This is a genomic window from Streptomyces sp. NPDC006365, from assembly GCF_042870755.1.
Classification (GTDB): Bacteria; Actinomycetota; Actinomycetes; order Streptomycetales; family Streptomycetaceae; genus Streptomyces; species Streptomyces xiangluensis.
The window spans coordinates 174,831-189,810 of sequence record NZ_JBIAHS010000018.1; the positions used below are offsets into that span (position 1 = coordinate 174,831).

Here is a 14,980-nt window from a genome sequence, read left to right on the forward strand (position 1 = left end):
CGTCAGCTGAAGACGATCATCGAGCCCTGGGCCAGGCTTCGCGTCGCCGCAGCGTGCAGGCCCAGCCACACATGGCGCTCGCGGGCGAAGGGGCTCGCGTCGAAGGGGGCTGGGGCAGCCGGTTCCTCCAATGACGTGGGAGCCATGGGGGGTTCCGGAGGCAGGGGTGGGTTCGCGGGGTCGATGCCGATCGACGGGGCCACGAACTCCAGCTCGCGCAGCAGGGTCTGGGAGGAGCCCAAAGGGCCGCCGCCCGCGAGGAGTTCGTCGTTCGAGAGCGGGTGCGGGAAGTCGACGGGGACGTACGCGCCCGCGTGGTCGTAGTGCCAGACCAGGTGCGACTGCTGGGCGGTCCCCTCGAACATCTCCAGCAACTGCTCGTAATCGCCGCCCAGTTCGTCCACCGGTGTCACGGCGAGCTGGCAGACCTGGAGCAGGTAAGCGCGCCGCAGGAAGTGCAGCGCGTCGTAGTCGAAGCCCGCTACGGGGGCCACGTCGCCGGACAGACCCGGCATGTACTGGTACACCGGCACCGGCGGGAGTCCGGCCTCGCCCAGGACCTTGTCGTAGAGCGCGAGTTCCTCGGCGAAGGGATTGTCGGGGGTGTGGCACAACACGTCGACGAGTGGGACCAGCCACAGGTCACAGGCCAACAGATGACTCCTCGGATAGCACGATGGTCAAAGCAGCGTAATGGGTGGCAAGCGCGGTCAGCCCCTGTCGCACGAAACCCGCTCATCCCGCCGCCAGCCGTTCGATGAGCGCGAGCGAGTGCGCGTTGTACGCGGTGACGATCTCGTGCGCGGCATCGGCGTCGCGGCGCGCGAGGGCGTCCACGAGCGCGGTGTGCTCGGCCCAGAGCCGGCCGCGCAGATCCACCGTACGCAGGTACTGGACGGCGCACACCCAGGACTGGACGCGCAGCCGGTGCAGGAAGTCGGCGAGGTAGGGGTTGCCGAAGAGATTGCTGAGCTCACGCCAGAAGCGCAGGTCGTAGCCGATCAGGATGTTCAGGTCACCGGCCGCGGCGGCCCGCTCGGCCTCCTCGCCCCGGCGGCGCACTCCGGCGAGGACGGCGGCGCGGCGCGGGTCGTCGGTGCGCGCTTCCAGGGCGGCGCGGGCGGCCCGGCTGATGTCGGACTTCTCGTCCAGGTACCGGTGGAACAGGCCGTCCGTGACCAGGGCGCGGGCCTCGATCATGCCCCGGTAGTCGGCCGGCGAGTACTCGTGCACGCGGAAACCGCGGTGCTGGTCCGCGTCCAGCAGGCCCTGCGCCGACAGATCGACCAGTGCCTCGCGGACGGGGGTCGCGGAGACGCCGTACTGCTCGGCGATCTCCTTCACCGTGAACTCCTGGCCCGGCTGGAGACGCCCGGCCAGCACCTCGTCACGCAGCGCGTCCGCGATCTGCTGCCGCAGCGTGCTGCGCGTCACGGCGCCGTTGCCGCCGGTGCCGGGCATGGTCCTGGTCCTCCCATGTCGGGTCAGTTCTCGCTCATATCTACGAGCACGTCCATATCTACGAGCACGTCACCATACGCGTTCGGGTTTGCGAGGGAAGCTTATTGACAGCATGCTGTCGAAGTGACAGCATGCTTACACAAGCTTCAGGCTGCCCAAGGAGGAGCCATGGTCGCCACGACCCCCCGCAAGCCCGTTCACCTCGCCGTCTACGACACCTTCGCCGACTGGGAGACGGGGCACACGACCGCGTATCTCGCCCGCGCCGGGTATGAGATCCGTACGGTCGGGGCCACGCTCGAGCCTGTGCGGACCATCGGCGGCGTACGCATCCAGCCGGACCTCGCCCTCGACGACCTCCGCCCCGAGGACAGTTCCCTGCTGATCCTCACCGGCGCCGGCCTCTGGGAGACGGGCGACGAGCTCGTGCCCTTCGCCCGCATGGCGCGCGCCTTCCTCGGCGCGGACGTCCCCGTCGCCGCGATCTGCGGGGCGACGGCCGGGCTGGCCCGCGAAGGCCTGCTCGACGACCGGAACCACACCAGCGCCGTCTCCTTCTATCTGGCCGCCACCGGATACAAGGGCGGCGAGCGGTACGTCGACGCTGACGCCGTGACCGACGGGAAGCTGATCACCGCCGGGCCCACGGAACCCGTCGCCTTCGCCCGCGAGGTGTTCCGGCTGCTCGGCGTGTACGAGGGTGATGTGCTGGACGCCTGGTACCGGCTGTTCCACGACTCGGACCCGGAGGCGTACGCCATCCTCGAGGCGGCCGGTCAGTGAGCCGCGAGCGTCAGGACCTGCTCAGCCGCAGCGCCCTCGGCGTCTTCCGGCTCAACGGTCAATTCCTGTCCGTGGCAGACGAGTTGGCCCGGCCCGCCGGACTGACCGCCGCCTGGTGGCAGGTCCTCGGAGCCGTACTGACCGAACCTCTCCCCGTCTCCGGGATCGCCCGGGCGATGGGCATCACCCGCCAGAGCGTGCAACGGATCGCCGACCTCCTCGTCGAGCGAGGCCTCGCCGAGTACGCACCCAACCCCGCCCACCGCCGCGCCAAGCTGCTCACTCCGACCGACGGCGGCCGCGCCGCCATAGCGAAGATCAACCCCGGCCACGCGGCCCTCGCCGACCGCCTCGCGGACGTCCTCACAGACGAAGGCTTCGCCGAGACCGTACGCGTGTTGGAACGCCTGTCACAGGCGCTCGACCAGGTCTCGACGCCTGCGTCGGCTGTTACGGACCTGTAGAGACCGCCCGACGTTCTTACCCGTATGTCCGCACTATCCTCACTCTGTCGCACACGCAGGGGAGGGGCGCCGGCCATGGAGAAGCTGGGACAGGGGGAGCCGAAGGGCATCCCCCAGGCCGGAGGCGGGGGACGGATCGGCGCGTACCGGCTGCTGGCGCGGCTGGGGTCAGGCGGGATGGGGAACGTGTATCTGGCGCGTTCCGACCGCGGCCGGACCGTCGCCGTGAAGCTGGTGCGGCAGGGGCTCGCCGAGCAGGAGGAGTTCCGGGCGCGGTTCCGGCAGGAGGTGCGGAACGCGCGGCGGGTCGGGGGCTACTGGACCGCACCCGTGCTCGACGCGGACACGGAGGCCGCGATTCCGTGGGTGGCGACCGGCTATGTCGCCGGGCCCTCCCTCCAGGCCGTCGTCGGGCACGACCATGGCGCGCTGCCCGAGCGTTCCGTACGCATCCTCGCGGCCGGACTCGCCCACGCGCTCAAGGACATTCACGCCGCCGGGATCGTCCATCGCGACCTCAAGCCCTCGAACGTGCTCGTCACGATCGACGGCCCCCGCGTCATCGACTTCGGCATCGCGCGCGCCCTGGAGACGATGACCGACGGGGGACTGACGCGTACCGGGGCGCTCGTCGGTTCGCCCGGGTTCATGGCCCCCGAACAGGTGCGCGGCGACCGCATCACACCCGCCTGCGACGTCTTCTGCCTGGGTTCCGTCCTCGCGTACGCGGCTACCGGGGACCTTCCCTTCGGCACGACCAACAGCGGGGTGCACGCCCTGATGTTCCGCATCGCGCAGGATGAACCGGACCTGGAGCGGCTGCCGGAGGGCCTCGCCGATCTCGTACGGCTCTGTCTGCGCAAGGACCCGGCCGCCCGCCCGAGCCTCGACGACATCCTGGAACGCACCGGCGCGGAGGACACCGTCGCCGACGGCCGCAGCCGCGACCCCTGGCTGCCGAGCATGCTGGTGGCCCAACTGGGGCGCCATGCCGTGCAGTTGCTGGACACCGAGAACCCGGAGGGTCCGGAGGACACGGAGAATCCGGAGATTCCGGGGCTTCCGCGGGAGGCGGCCGAGGCCGCCGCGGGTGCCGAGGAGGCGGCGGGGCCGACCGGTCCGGCGGGTTCTGCGGGAGGTTCCGCGGGTCCGGCCGCCGTGGACGTCGCCAAGCCCCACGCCCGCACCCCCGAGCACGCCCCCATGCCCGAAGCCTCCCCCGAACACGCCCCCGCCTCCGACGACTCCGCCCCGCCCCCGGCGGGCGCGCCGGGCAGCGCCCCGCTGGATCACCTGCCCACGGCGGTGGGCGGCTCGGGTCCGACGGCTCCGCCGCCCCATCCGCCGGGCCCGGCCTACGGCTATCCGCAGCAGCACCCGCAGCCCGCCGGGTACGGCTACCCGCAGCAGCCCGGCACCTGGGGTGCGACGCCGGCGTACGCGCCCGCGCCGGGCTCGACTCTCCCGTACGGGCCTCCGTACGGGCCCGGAGTCGGCGCCCCGCAGCAACCGCCCCAGCGAAGCGGTCGCTCCACCGTCTTCCTGATCGTGGTGGCCCTGGTCGTCGCGCTCGCCGCGGGAGGCTCGGTCTACGCGCTGATGAGCGGCGGCGGGGACAACAACCGCGCGGCCGGCGACCCCACGGCATCACCGACGACGTCGGGGGCCCCCAGGACGGGGTCTGGGGGACAACCCACGACGGCGGACCCGACCAACCAGGGCCCGGCCCAGGATCCGACCGCCCAGCCGTCGAAGACCGCGGAGGAGACCCCGGCAGGCGGCTCGATCCCCACCGAGTACCTCGGCAGTTGGACGGCGGTATTCGACACCGGCGACGGCAGCAACACCCGTCGGCTCACCATCCAGCAGGGCGGGGTGGGTGACATCGTGCTCTCGCTCACGGCGGACGGCCCGGCAGGGCCGAACGGCGAGGGTACGTACCACTGCGTGTTCCAGGCGGAACTCGCCGAGCCCCCGACCGCCGGCGGCCCGCTCCGTATCGGCCCCTCCACGGTCACCGTCGGCGAACCTCCCACCTCCTGCACCCCGGGCGAGGCCACGGAGCTGACCATCCTCCCGGACGGCAGCCTGCGCCGTGTGAACACGGCGGGCAGCGGCGAGCTGACGTACAACAAGGCGGACTGAGCGGCGAGTTGACCTACACAACTCTGTGAAGTGGCTGAACTGCCGCTGAACTTCCGCTGTCGTGTCCGTAATGTCCCTATCGAGGGCCGTACCTTGATCCCGCAGCAGGCGCCCGCCGCGTAGTTCTCGGGGGAGTGGCTCACGTGCAGGATTGGCTGAGCGCGGAAAACGTCATCGCGCTGACGACGGCAGTGGTCGGTGTCGTGGCGTCCGCCGTGATGGTCTGGTACGAACGCCGGGTACCGCGCCGCAAGCGGATCGGCTACCGCGTACAGATGGACAACCCCATCGGCCACGATGTGCGTTCGGGCCGCGCGAACGTCCGGCTCGGGTTGTTCGACGAGGCCCCGGACATGTCGGATGCGACGCTGGTACTGCTGCGCGTCGAGAACGACGGCTCCCAGAGCATCGCCGACAGCGACTACACCGGGCGCGAACGGCACGGTCTCACCGCGGTGTTCAGCGACCGGGTGATCCGAGGTGTGTCGGTCACGCAGCCGGCCGGCACCGACCACCTCATGGACCACTTCACCCCGGCCGCGGGTTTCGGCTACCAGGACGGCGTCCTGCGCATCCCCCGCGTCCCGCTCAACCGCGGCGAGCACTTCAAGATGCTCGTGCTGCTGTCGGGCGGGGACGTCGGCTGCGGCATACGGCTCATCGGCGGCATCCGCGACGGCGAGGTGCACCCCAACCGCAGTGCGACACCGGACGACCAGCCGCCGCTGTTCAGCCGCGCGGCCCGGCTGATCACCGTGCTGCTCACGCTCTGCGTGATCGCCCTGGCCACGATCATCGTCGCCCGGGACGACACCCCGCCGCCGATCGAATGCGCGACGGGCAAGCTGACGCTCACCGGGTCGACGGCGTTCAAACCCGTGCTGGAGGACCTGGAGGACGAGTACGAGAAGGACTGCGAGGGCGCCGACATCACCGTCGACGCGCGCGGCAGTACGGCCGGGGTCAACGAACTCGCCGCCCTGGGCGCCCAGTCGAAGGGTTCGCCCGCCGTCATCGCCTTCTCCGACGGACCCAAGACCATCGACGATCCCCGACTGGCCGGAAACCGGGTCGCGTTGTCCCTCTTCACCCTGGTCGTCAACGACGGCATCCGGCCGAGCGGGGGCCTGACCCTGGACGACGTACGCCGGATCTACCGCGGCGAGGTCACCCGCTGGCGGCAGCTCGACGCACGGCTCCCCGACCTTCCCGTCGTCCTCGTCAGTCGCGACGCCGACTCCGGTACCCGGCAGATGTTCCAGCGGGAGGTGCTGGACAGCTGGGAGCGGGTGCCCAGCACCTCGCTGGACTGCCGCAGCAAGGACGACGCGTCCTCCCCCGTCACGCGCTGCGAACTCGACTCCACGCAGCAGGTGCTGGACACGGTCGCCGAGATCCCCGGCGCCATCGGCTACAGCGAGCTCAGCCAGGCCACCGAGCGGCGCGGCCTGCGCCGGCTCGCCATCGACGGCCACCAGTCCTCCGTCGAGAACCTGGAGAAGGGTGAGAACGCCTACCCGTACTACGGTCTCGAGTACGCCTACACCTACGGCCGCCCCTCCGCGAGCTCCCTCACCGACAGCTTCCTCGCCTATGTGCGGCGGGGCACCGCCCAGAGCGTGATCCGCGGCCATGGGCACGTGCCGTGCGAGACGGTGACCGGGGCCAAGCTCTGCGACGAGAAGGCCAGGAGCGACGAGGCCGGCTGAACTCCGGGCACTCTTGCCCCTGCTGAGCGCGTACAGAACGATGGCAAGTCACGTGTTCCCTCACCCGTGCACCCCCGTACATCCGTGTTCCGGGAGGACCCATGCGCCCCAGCAGAAGAAACGTCCTGGCCGCGGCGTCGGCAGCCGTGGCGGTGTCCGCCGACGCGGTCGCCGCGCAGGCCAGGGCCATGGAGCCCACGGGTGTGCGTCCCCCCGCCACCGCCCAGCCCCCGTCCCGCGAACTCCGCGCCCTGTTACAGGAGATCGACCCCGACCGCATCGAGGCGACCGTCCGCAAACTCGCCTCCTTCGGCACGCGGCACACGCTCTCCTCCCAGGACGACCCCAAGCGCGGCATAGGAGCGGCCCGCGACTGGATCCTCGCGGAGATGAAGTCGTACGCGAAGGCCTCCGGCGGCCGGATGACAGCCGAACTCCAGTCGTACGTCCAGCAGCCGGCGAACCGTATCCCCGTGGCCACCCGCATCACGAACGTGGTCGCGACCCTGCGCGGCTCGGTCACACCGGACCGCATCTACGTGGTCTCCGGCCATTACGACTCCCGATGCAGTGACCCCATGGACGCCACCTCGGACGCCCCGGGCGCGGACGACGACGCCTCGGGGGTGGCGGTCGCCATGGAACTGGCCCGCGTGATGGCGGGGCGCCGCCCGGCCGCGACGATCGTGTTCGCGGCGGTGGCGGGGGAGGAGCAGGGTCTGTACGGGGCGGCGCACATGGCGCAGCGGTTCCGCTCGGCCGACGCGGACGTCCAGGGCATGTTCACCAACGACATCGTGGGCAGCCCGACCGCGGACGACGGCACGAAGGATCCGTACACGATCCGCCTCTTCGCAGAGGGCGTCCCCTCCTCGGAAACCCCCGAACAGGCCGACATCCGCCGCTCCGTGGGCGGCGAGAACGACTCCGCCACCCGCCAGCTGGCCCGCTTCGTGAGGGACACGGCGGACAACTCCGCGACCGGCATGAACGTACGCGTCATCTACCGTCGCGACCGCTACCGCCGCGGCGGCGACCACATCCCGTTCCTCGAACGCGCCTATCCCGCCGCCCGTTTCACCGAGCCGGCGGAGGACTACGCGCACCAGCACCAGGACGTACGGGTCGAGAACGGCAAGCAGTACGGGGACCTGCCGGAGTTCTGCGACTTCGCCTTCATCGCCCGCGTGGCGCGCGTCAACGCAGCCGCCCTCTGGAGCCTGGCCCAGGCCCCTGGCACACCGCGGGGTGCCAGGATCCTCACCGCCGCGCTCACGAACTCCACCGAGCTGACCTGGACGCGCGGCCCCGAGCCCGACCTCGCGGGCTACGAGGTGGTGTGGCGCGAGACCACGGAGCCCGACTGGACGCACGCGATCCGGGTCGGCGACGTGACGAAACACAAGGTGGACCTGTCGAAGGACAACGTGTTCTTCGGGGTTCGCGCGGTGAGCAGGGCGGGCTATCGGAGCCCGGTGGCGTTTCCGGATCCGCAGGCATAGCCGTCATCGAGCCTCCGGCGGCCGCTGCCGAGGCATGTTCGGCCGCGCCCCCGGAGTGAGCGGCGGCCGCCCGCCCGAACCCGGGTCCGGCCGCGAAGCCCCGAACACAGAGGACTGCAGGCCCAGTGGAGCGGACCCGGTACGGAACTCCACCATCCAGTCCGCAGTCTCCGCCCGCACCAGCTCCGTAACGTCCTCGGAGAACCGCCGCAACACCCCGAGGCACCGCTCGGCGGCATCCGCAGCCGTACCCTCCGTCGGCCCGAGAACCTCCCGCACACACTCCGACGTCCAGTCGAACTGCAGCGCCTGAAGCCGCCGCTGCACGGCCTGCGCCGTGGCCACATCCCTTATCCACCCGGACGTGACCCCGAAGAAACGGTCCACCGCCACACACGCGACCCCACCCAGGAGCGCCAGATAACCCCAGGGAGCCACACCGCCCGCCACCCCCGTGAGGTCGAGCACCGGCAACGCCGCTCCGGCCACCGCGCCCACAGCCGTACCGGCCCGAAGCACCCGGGCCCCCCGCCGCTTCCAACCCCGCCCCGCGAGATACCAGGAGGCCGTGGCGAGTGCCCCCGCCTCCACCCACCGGTACAGCTCATGGAGCCGTTCAGCCGGCTCCGCCCAGTCACCGACCGGAAACGGCCGCCCCATCAGATCACCGGGCGCCGGCGCACCGGGCAGAACACCGCTCCCATATCCGTCGGCAACACCGTCCCCCCGCCCGTCACCCCGACCGTCCTGGGCCGACCCCTCGGGCTGCATCTCCGGCTGGCTCACCGACGCTCCCTCATCATTACGTTGCGTGACGGTACCGTGGCGCAAGGGTGCCGCAAGCTGCTGAAGCGCCCCACCCTTACTACCTCCCAATGGGTGGCGATGGCCCCGGTATCGGGGGTTTTACGCTCGGACGTGGTTCTTGATCAGGTATAGGCAATCGCCTTGCCTCACTCGAAAGAGTGCTGGAGCGATGCCGCTGTAGACCACGTAGGCTCATGCCCAGACGGGGAAACGCCCGCGCGGGCGGAAGACCCCTGCCCGGACAGCCGTACGAAACCAGGAGCTGATCGTGATTCCCGGTGGTGGCCAGCCCAATATGCAGCAGCTGCTCCAGCAGGCCCAGAAGATGCAACAGGACCTCGCGAACGCGCAGGAGGAGCTGGCGCGCACCGAGGTCGACGGTCAGGCGGGCGGCGGCCTGGTGAAGGCGACCGTGACGGGCTCCGGCGAGCTGCGCGCCCTCAAGATCGACCCGAAGGCCGTGGACCCCGAGGACACCGAGACCCTCGCCGACCTGATCGTCGCGGCGGTCCAAGCGGCCAACGAGAACGCGCAGGCGCTCCAGCAGGAGAAGCTCGGCCCGCTGGCCCAGGGACTGGGTGGCGGCAGCGGCATCCCCGGCCTGCCGTTCTAAGTCAATCCGGCCGCCTCTTCTAAGAAGGCCGGACGCCAACTACCGTACGTACCAAGAAGGCAAGCGCGACTACGGTACGTACCGAGAGAGCGTGAACAGGAAGGCAATCCGTTGTACGAAGGCGTGGTTCAGGACCTCATCGACGAACTGGGGCGGCTCCCCGGCGTCGGTCCCAAGAGCGCGCAGCGGATCGCCTTCCACATCCTGCAGGCGGAGCCGACGGACGTGCGGCGTCTCGCGCAGGCCCTCCTCGAAGTGAAGGCCAAGGTCCGCTTCTGCGCCACCTGTGGGAACGTCGCGCAGGAGGAGCTGTGCAACATCTGCCGCGATACGCGCCGCGACCTCGCCGTCATCTGCGTGGTGGAGGAGCCGAAGGATGTCGTGGCGATCGAGCGGACGCGGGAGTTCCGGGGCAAGTACCACGTGCTCGGCGGCGCGATCAGCCCGATCGAGGGCGTCGGCCCGGACGACCTGCGGATCAGAGAACTCCTGGCCCGCCTGGCGGACGGCACGGTCACGGAGCTGATCCTTGCCACGGACCCGAACCTGGAGGGCGAGGCTACGGCCACGTATCTCGCCCGCATGATCAAGCCCATGGGCCTCAAGGTCACCCGCTTGGCCAGCGGTCTGCCGGTCGGCGGTGACCTCGAGTATGCCGATGAGGTCACCCTGGGCCGCGCCTTCGAGGGAAGGCGGCTCCTGGATGTCTGAACGTGTTTTTGCTCATGAGGAAGGTCGGCTTCTAGATGTCTGACGCCACGCTGCACGAGACCGCTCAGGACCCGGGTGACTTCGCGGTCCAGATCGCGGACCAGATCGAGAGTTTCCTCGTCGCGGTCACCGAGGTGGCCAAGGGCGACGAGCCGGACTCGGCCGTGCCCTTCCTTCTCCTCGAGGTCTCCCAGCTGATGCTGGCGGGCGGCCGCCTGGGCGCCCACGAGGACATCCTTCCCGAGGAGCGTTACGAGCCCGACCTCGGCCCCGAGCCGGACGTGGACGAACTCCGCGAGCGCCTGGCCGCGCTGCTCGATCCGATCGACGTCTACTCCGAGGTCTTCGACCCGTACGAGCACCGCAAGGGCCGGGTCCCCGCCCGTATCTCCGACGACCTGGCCGACGTCATCACCGACCTCCGCCACGGCATGGCCCACTACCGCGCGGGCCGCACCACGGAAGCCCTGTGGTGGTGGCAGTTCTCCTACTTCTCCAACTGGGGCTCCACAGCCTCCGCCACCCTCCGGGCCCTCCAGTCCCTGGTGGCCCACGTTCGCCTGAACCAGCCCCTGGAAGAACTCGACGGCCTCGACACCGACCAGGACCTCAGCGAGGACGCCTTGGAGGAGGAGGCCGGCAAGGTCATGGCGGAGGAACTCGCGGGGCCGCTGGGGTTGCGGGAGGTCAAGTAGCGCGGTGAGCCGGTGCAGCGGCTGGGCCGCGGTCAAGCGCCGGATGCGGGAGTAACGGAGCAGGGCTGACCCTGCCCAGGAGGAACTCGCGGTATGGCTGACGCCTCTGATGACGTCGTTCCGCTGGCCGGAGGCCGTCTCACCAAGGGTGTCGTCCGCGTCGCCGACACTGTCCGCAGACCGGCTTCGGCGGCTTCGCCGTTCGTTGCCGCCTTGCTCGGCTTGTTGGAGAACCGAGGGTTCGCGGGAGCGCCGCGCTATCTGGGCCGGGACGAAGCGGGGCGGGACACTTTCAGCTATCTTCCGGGCTGGGTTCCGCCCAAGCTCCAGCAGTGGACCGACGGGCAGGTCGCCGCAGTCGGTGCCCTGGTGCGTGCTATGCACGACGCAACCCGTCGCAGCAGCCTCGCAGGGCCGCACCAGGTCGTGTGCCACCACGATCTGGGACCCAACAACACCGTCTTCCAGAACGAGACACCGGTCGCCTTCATCGACTTCGACACGGCCGCGCCAGGCAGCCCGCTGGAGGATCTCGGCTATGTGGCCTGGCTGTGGTGCGTTTCGTCCAAATCTCAGGCGCCACCAGTCGCTGTCCAGGCTGCGCAGGTGCGTGTGCTGGCTGACGCCTATGGCCTGGTCGGCCCGGAGCGGGATGTACTCGTCGATGCGGTGCTGGAACGCCAGGCCCGCAATGCTCGCTTCTGGGCGGAGGTACAGGTCAATCCGGGGGCCGTTGAGGCCACTTGCCGACAGATCGCCGACCGCATCGCCTGGTCTCGGCGCGAGCACGCGTACACCACAGCCAATCGCGAGGTCTTCGAGGCTGCTCTCACACGGCAATGAGCGGTTGCCGCAGGCGCTCCGCCGTCATGTTCCGAGAGGGCCGAGCACCGCCCGCAGCCGCCCCGCCTCCACGTAAGGCGCCGTGACCGTCGGCTCGCTGTACCACTGCAACGGCCACGTGTTCCCGTCCAGCGCCGGGACCCCGATGTACGTGACCGTACGGCTCCCGCCTCTGCTGCCGAACCGCTGTACGCCCAACGGCCATTCACATGTCTGCGCAGCCCCCGGTGCCAGCAGGAAGTACACCCACCGGAACCCGACCGCCTCGCAGACAACGGGTCCCGCGTCGCCGTCGGCCGCCTCGATGAGTTCGGCGGCGACCTGTTCTCCTCGTACGCCCTGGATGCGGATGGCGTCGAAGTGGACGCCGGAGACACGGAGTTGGTGGCCGGCGAGGGGGACCCACGCGGGTCGGTGGTGAGGGATTGCGTTCGTCATGGTCACACGATGGCGAGCACCTGGATACGCTCGGTAGTGACTGAGGGGATACACGCCGGGGTGTATCAGTCGGAGGTGGCCGCAGTGTCAGTCCAGTACAACTCCGCTACGCCGTCGCCGGTCAACTGGCGTTACAACGGTAACCAGATGAAACGGTGGCGTATCAAGGCGAGCGTCAGTCGTGAGGAGTTGGGCGCCGCCGCCAACTACTCCCCGGACACGATCAAGGCCATGGAGCAGGGTGTACGGATGCCGACGCCGCGTGTGTTGGATGCGGCGGACGAGTTGTGCCGGGCGGAAGGGATGCTCAGTGCGGCCAAGGACCTGCAGAAAGAGAAGTTCCCGGCGCGAGCACAGGACTTCATGTTGCACGAGCAGCAGGCGATCAGCCTCTGGTGGTACGAGCCCGTGCTGGTCCCCGGCCCTTTGCAGACCGAGCCGTACGCACGGCAGTTGATCAGCAGCCACATCCCGCCGCTCGACGAAAGGACCGTTGAGGAGCGCATCGCGGCGCGGGTGGCACGTCAGGAGATCCACTGCCGCAAACCGTTGGTGGGGTGCAGTTATGTGCTGTACGAGGCGGCCCTGCGCAGCCCGTACGTGGGCCGGCAGCAGCTGCTGTACCTCCTGGAGGTGGGCGCGCTGCGCAACGTGTCGATCCAGGTGCTGCCGTTCAACAAAGCAACAGCTGCCGCCCTTCACGGCGTGATGGTGCTGCTGGAGACCCGGGATCGCGAGCGCCTCGCCTACACGGAGGCGCCCTCGTCGAGTCAACTGACCGCTGATCTCGAAGTGGTGAGTGCCCAGACGGAGCGACTTAGCATGATCCGCATGATGGCCCTCGACCCCAACGAGTCGGCCCGCTTTATCGAGCGGATGGTGGATGAGCAATGAACGGTGAGCTGAAGTGGTTCAAGTCCAGCTACAGCGACTCCGAAGGCGGCGCGTGCGTTGAGGTGGCCACCAGTCCCACCACCGTCCACATACGCGACTCCAAGCTGACCAGCAGCCCAGAACTCACCGTCCCCGCCCTCGCGTGGTCCGCCTTCGTTTCCGCAGTTCAGCCCGGAGCTTGAGCCCCGAGACCCGAGCTCTTCCCCTGGATTCTGGGTTTGGTGAAAATCAACCCAACCAACCAAGTCTGTACGTGAGTTGAGGGTGCGTAACTCGTAAGGGTGACGTTCCGTGATCGGCTTGCATCTGAACGTAAAGTCACTCTAGGTTCGCGGCAAACGAGCAAATAGTTCGGCCCCGGTCGGTGCTACCAACACCGGCTCCGGGGCCTGACCTACGGATCGAATGCGAGTCGATCGTGGCTTACGCCCAGCCTAGCCCTGCCCTGCCGCGCCCCACCCACCCGATGGCCAAAACGGGTTACGGAAAGCGCGCCGTGGGTGACGAATCCCCGCACGCGGACGCGGACTTCGCGCATCTGTGCCCCCGGGACGCCGAGTTCGCCATCTTCATCGACCACCTCGACGACGGCCACGCCATGGGCCACAAGGCGATCGCGGCCGAGCATCCCCGCTACGGCCAGCAGGCGTCCCGTACGTCCCTCAGGAACCTGACCGAGTTCGGCCACCTCCGCTGGATCAAGGAACACATCACCGTCGAGGACAACTCGATGCGATGGGTCACGCGGACCTACTGGTCGCGTACGCCCAGGTCACTGGAGTGGTGGGCCGAGTTCACGCGAGAGCGCCACGGCAGGGACGTAACGCGGAACTATCAGCCGGGACTTGCCCGAACGGAGTCCCCCGCGTCGGCTCCAGCCCCCGTTCCGGACGCGGCCCCGGCCCCGGCCCCGGTACCGGATGCCGAGCCGACTCCGGGAGCGGAACCGACCCCCGAGCCCAGCGCCGCATACCTCGCACTCGCCCAACTCCGTACCGCAGACCCCCGTATGGCCCTCTCCGAAGCCGAGTGCCGAGCGCTCGAATCTCGCGCTGCCGAGTGGCTGTCACGAGGTGCCACACCGGCCGAGATGACCCGCGCATTGACCGACGGGCTGCCGCCCACCGTCACGAACCCGGGCGGGTTCGTCCGTACCCGATTGGAGAACAAGATGCCCCCGAAGAAGAACGACACCGCCGAGACCAGCCCTGGCCGCCCCCTCCGTGCCCGTGTGACCCGCGTGATCATGGCGTGCGCCACCTGTGACGCGGACGAGCGGACGGCGAAGATCGTCCGGGGCGTGTGCGAGGACTGTCGCGCGGAGGAGGCGGCGCTGGGGATGACGCCGGAGGACGTCAAGAAGGGCTTCGAGGAGATCGCCCACATGGGCACCGCGACCGCTCGTCTCCTCAAGCTGAAGCTGGAGCGGCGTACGGGCGGACCTGTGCCCGACACCTTCCGCCCCGTGCCCATCGAGGACCGCGTCCACTACCACTACCGCGACAACCGCGACCGCATCGCGAACGGCCTCCCGCCGAGGCGGTGGAAGCCGTGACGGTCGAGAACGGGCACCTGGCTCTGCGGGTCGACGCTGGCCTGATCGCCCGTCTGCAGGACTACGCACAGGCGGATCGGCGCCCCGTCGACGCCGTGGTGGCGGATGCAGTCGAGGAGTACCTCGGTGCCCATCCGAACCACGAGCAACTTCGTGCCGCCGGGCTCGCAGCCATGCGTGAGTACGAGGCGGAGTACGGGCCCTTTACCGAGGAGGAGCTCGCTGCCGCAGACGCCCGGATCGAATGGCTCATGAGCCCCGGAGGCGACGATCACGGCGGGGTCCCTCTCGCGGGAGGTCCGCCGGATGGGAGGGACGTATGAGCGTGCAGGACGTGCCGGTCAGGGCACCATGGAGTCG

General features: G+C 69.5%; 17 protein-coding genes. 13 read left to right on the plus strand and 4 right to left on the minus strand.

The window, feature by feature from the left end; genetic code table 11:
* Positions 1 to 2: 2 nt before the first annotated feature.
* Both ACFYO0_RS36180 and ACFYO0_RS36185 read right to left on the minus strand, forming a co-directional pair.
* Positions 3 to 653, minus strand: coding sequence for a hypothetical protein (locus tag ACFYO0_RS36180; RefSeq protein ID WP_388684789.1), 651 nt, complete (start codon positions 651 to 653; stop codon positions 3 to 5).
* A gap of 82 nt (positions 654 to 735) precedes the next feature.
* Positions 736 to 1,461, minus strand: coding sequence for a GntR family transcriptional regulator (locus ACFYO0_RS36185; protein ID WP_388684792.1), 726 nt, complete (start codon positions 1,459 to 1,461; stop codon positions 736 to 738).
* A gap of 168 nt (positions 1,462 to 1,629) precedes the next feature.
* On the opposite strand from ACFYO0_RS36185, the gene ACFYO0_RS36190 reads away from it, so the two are divergent.
* The 5 genes from ACFYO0_RS36190 to ACFYO0_RS36210 all read left to right on the plus strand — a co-directional run bounded on the left by ACFYO0_RS36190 (position 1,630) and on the right by ACFYO0_RS36210 (position 8,064).
* Positions 1,630 to 2,244, plus strand: a complete 615-nt coding sequence (locus tag ACFYO0_RS36190) for a DJ-1/PfpI family protein (RefSeq protein ID WP_388684794.1) — start codon at positions 1,630 to 1,632, stop codon at positions 2,242 to 2,244.
* Complete coding sequence (locus tag ACFYO0_RS36195; protein WP_388684796.1) at positions 2,241 to 2,708, plus strand: MarR family winged helix-turn-helix transcriptional regulator; 468 nt, start codon at positions 2,241 to 2,243, stop codon at positions 2,706 to 2,708. The genes ACFYO0_RS36190 and ACFYO0_RS36195 overlap by 4 nt, the downstream gene beginning before the upstream one ends.
* A 75-nt stretch (positions 2,709 to 2,783) precedes the next feature.
* On the plus strand, positions 2,784 to 4,853 hold the full coding sequence (locus tag ACFYO0_RS36200) for a protein kinase (RefSeq protein ID WP_388684799.1): 2,070 nt from the start codon (positions 2,784 to 2,786) through the stop codon (positions 4,851 to 4,853).
* Positions 4,854 to 4,996: 143 nt separating this feature from the next.
* On the plus strand, positions 4,997 to 6,562 hold the full coding sequence (locus tag ACFYO0_RS36205; protein ID WP_388684801.1) for a PstS family phosphate ABC transporter substrate-binding protein: 1,566 nt from the start codon (positions 4,997 to 4,999) through the stop codon (positions 6,560 to 6,562).
* 101 nt (positions 6,563 to 6,663) lie between these two features.
* Entirely contained in the window at positions 6,664 to 8,064 is a 1,401-nt protein-coding gene (locus ACFYO0_RS36210; RefSeq protein ID WP_388684803.1) for a M20/M25/M40 family metallo-hydrolase, read from the plus strand.
* 3 nt (positions 8,065 to 8,067) lie between these two features.
* Here the strand turns inward: ACFYO0_RS36210 and ACFYO0_RS36215 are convergent, their stop codons facing one another.
* The gene (locus tag ACFYO0_RS36215; RefSeq protein ID WP_388684806.1) at positions 8,068 to 8,850 is read right to left on the minus strand and encodes an SLATT domain-containing protein; all 783 of its coding nucleotides are present in this window, start codon (positions 8,848 to 8,850) and stop codon (positions 8,068 to 8,070) included.
* Between the two features lie 289 nt (positions 8,851 to 9,139).
* Here ACFYO0_RS36215 and ACFYO0_RS36220 point away from each other — a divergent pair, with 289 nt between their 5' ends.
* The 4 genes from ACFYO0_RS36220 to ACFYO0_RS36235 all read left to right on the plus strand — a co-directional run bounded on the left by ACFYO0_RS36220 (position 9,140) and on the right by ACFYO0_RS36235 (position 11,733).
* Positions 9,140 to 9,484, plus strand: coding sequence for a YbaB/EbfC family nucleoid-associated protein (locus ACFYO0_RS36220; RefSeq protein WP_165339968.1), 345 nt, complete (start codon positions 9,140 to 9,142; stop codon positions 9,482 to 9,484).
* A 111-nt stretch (positions 9,485 to 9,595) separates the two neighbouring features.
* Positions 9,596 to 10,195 (plus strand): recombination mediator RecR, encoded by a 600-nt coding sequence (recR, locus tag ACFYO0_RS36225; RefSeq protein ID WP_165339967.1) that lies wholly within the window; start codon positions 9,596 to 9,598, stop codon positions 10,193 to 10,195.
* A 35-nt stretch (positions 10,196 to 10,230) separates the two neighbouring features.
* Positions 10,231 to 10,890: a DUF5063 domain-containing protein gene (locus ACFYO0_RS36230; RefSeq protein WP_386342610.1), complete on the plus strand. Its 660-nt coding sequence runs from the start codon at positions 10,231 to 10,233 to the stop codon at positions 10,888 to 10,890.
* A gap of 93 nt (positions 10,891 to 10,983) precedes the next feature.
* Entirely contained in the window at positions 10,984 to 11,733 is a 750-nt protein-coding gene (locus ACFYO0_RS36235; protein ID WP_388684810.1) for a phosphotransferase family protein, read from the plus strand.
* Positions 11,734 to 11,757: 24 nt separating this feature from the next.
* Here ACFYO0_RS36235 and ACFYO0_RS36240 read toward each other — a convergent pair whose 3' ends face one another.
* Positions 11,758 to 12,171, minus strand: a complete 414-nt coding sequence (locus ACFYO0_RS36240; protein WP_388684813.1) for a hypothetical protein — start codon at positions 12,169 to 12,171, stop codon at positions 11,758 to 11,760.
* A gap of 9 nt (positions 12,172 to 12,180) precedes the next feature.
* On the opposite strand from ACFYO0_RS36240, the gene ACFYO0_RS36245 reads away from it, so the two are divergent.
* From ACFYO0_RS36245 to ACFYO0_RS36260, 4 genes are all read left to right on the plus strand, one after another.
* Positions 12,181 to 13,065: a helix-turn-helix domain-containing protein gene (locus ACFYO0_RS36245; protein ID WP_388684815.1), complete on the plus strand. Its 885-nt coding sequence runs from the start codon at positions 12,181 to 12,183 to the stop codon at positions 13,063 to 13,065.
* Entirely contained in the window at positions 13,062 to 13,247 is a 186-nt protein-coding gene (locus ACFYO0_RS36250; RefSeq protein ID WP_388684817.1) for a DUF397 domain-containing protein, read from the plus strand. Before ACFYO0_RS36245 ends, ACFYO0_RS36250 begins: the two co-directional genes overlap by 4 nt.
* A gap of 284 nt (positions 13,248 to 13,531) precedes the next feature.
* On the plus strand, positions 13,532 to 14,620 hold the full coding sequence (locus tag ACFYO0_RS36255) for a hypothetical protein (RefSeq protein ID WP_388684819.1): 1,089 nt from the start codon (positions 13,532 to 13,534) through the stop codon (positions 14,618 to 14,620).
* Positions 14,617 to 14,943, plus strand: a complete 327-nt coding sequence (locus tag ACFYO0_RS36260) for a hypothetical protein (protein ID WP_388684821.1) — start codon at positions 14,617 to 14,619, stop codon at positions 14,941 to 14,943. Before ACFYO0_RS36255 ends, ACFYO0_RS36260 begins: the two co-directional genes overlap by 4 nt.
* Positions 14,944 to 14,980: the final 37 nt, after the last annotated feature.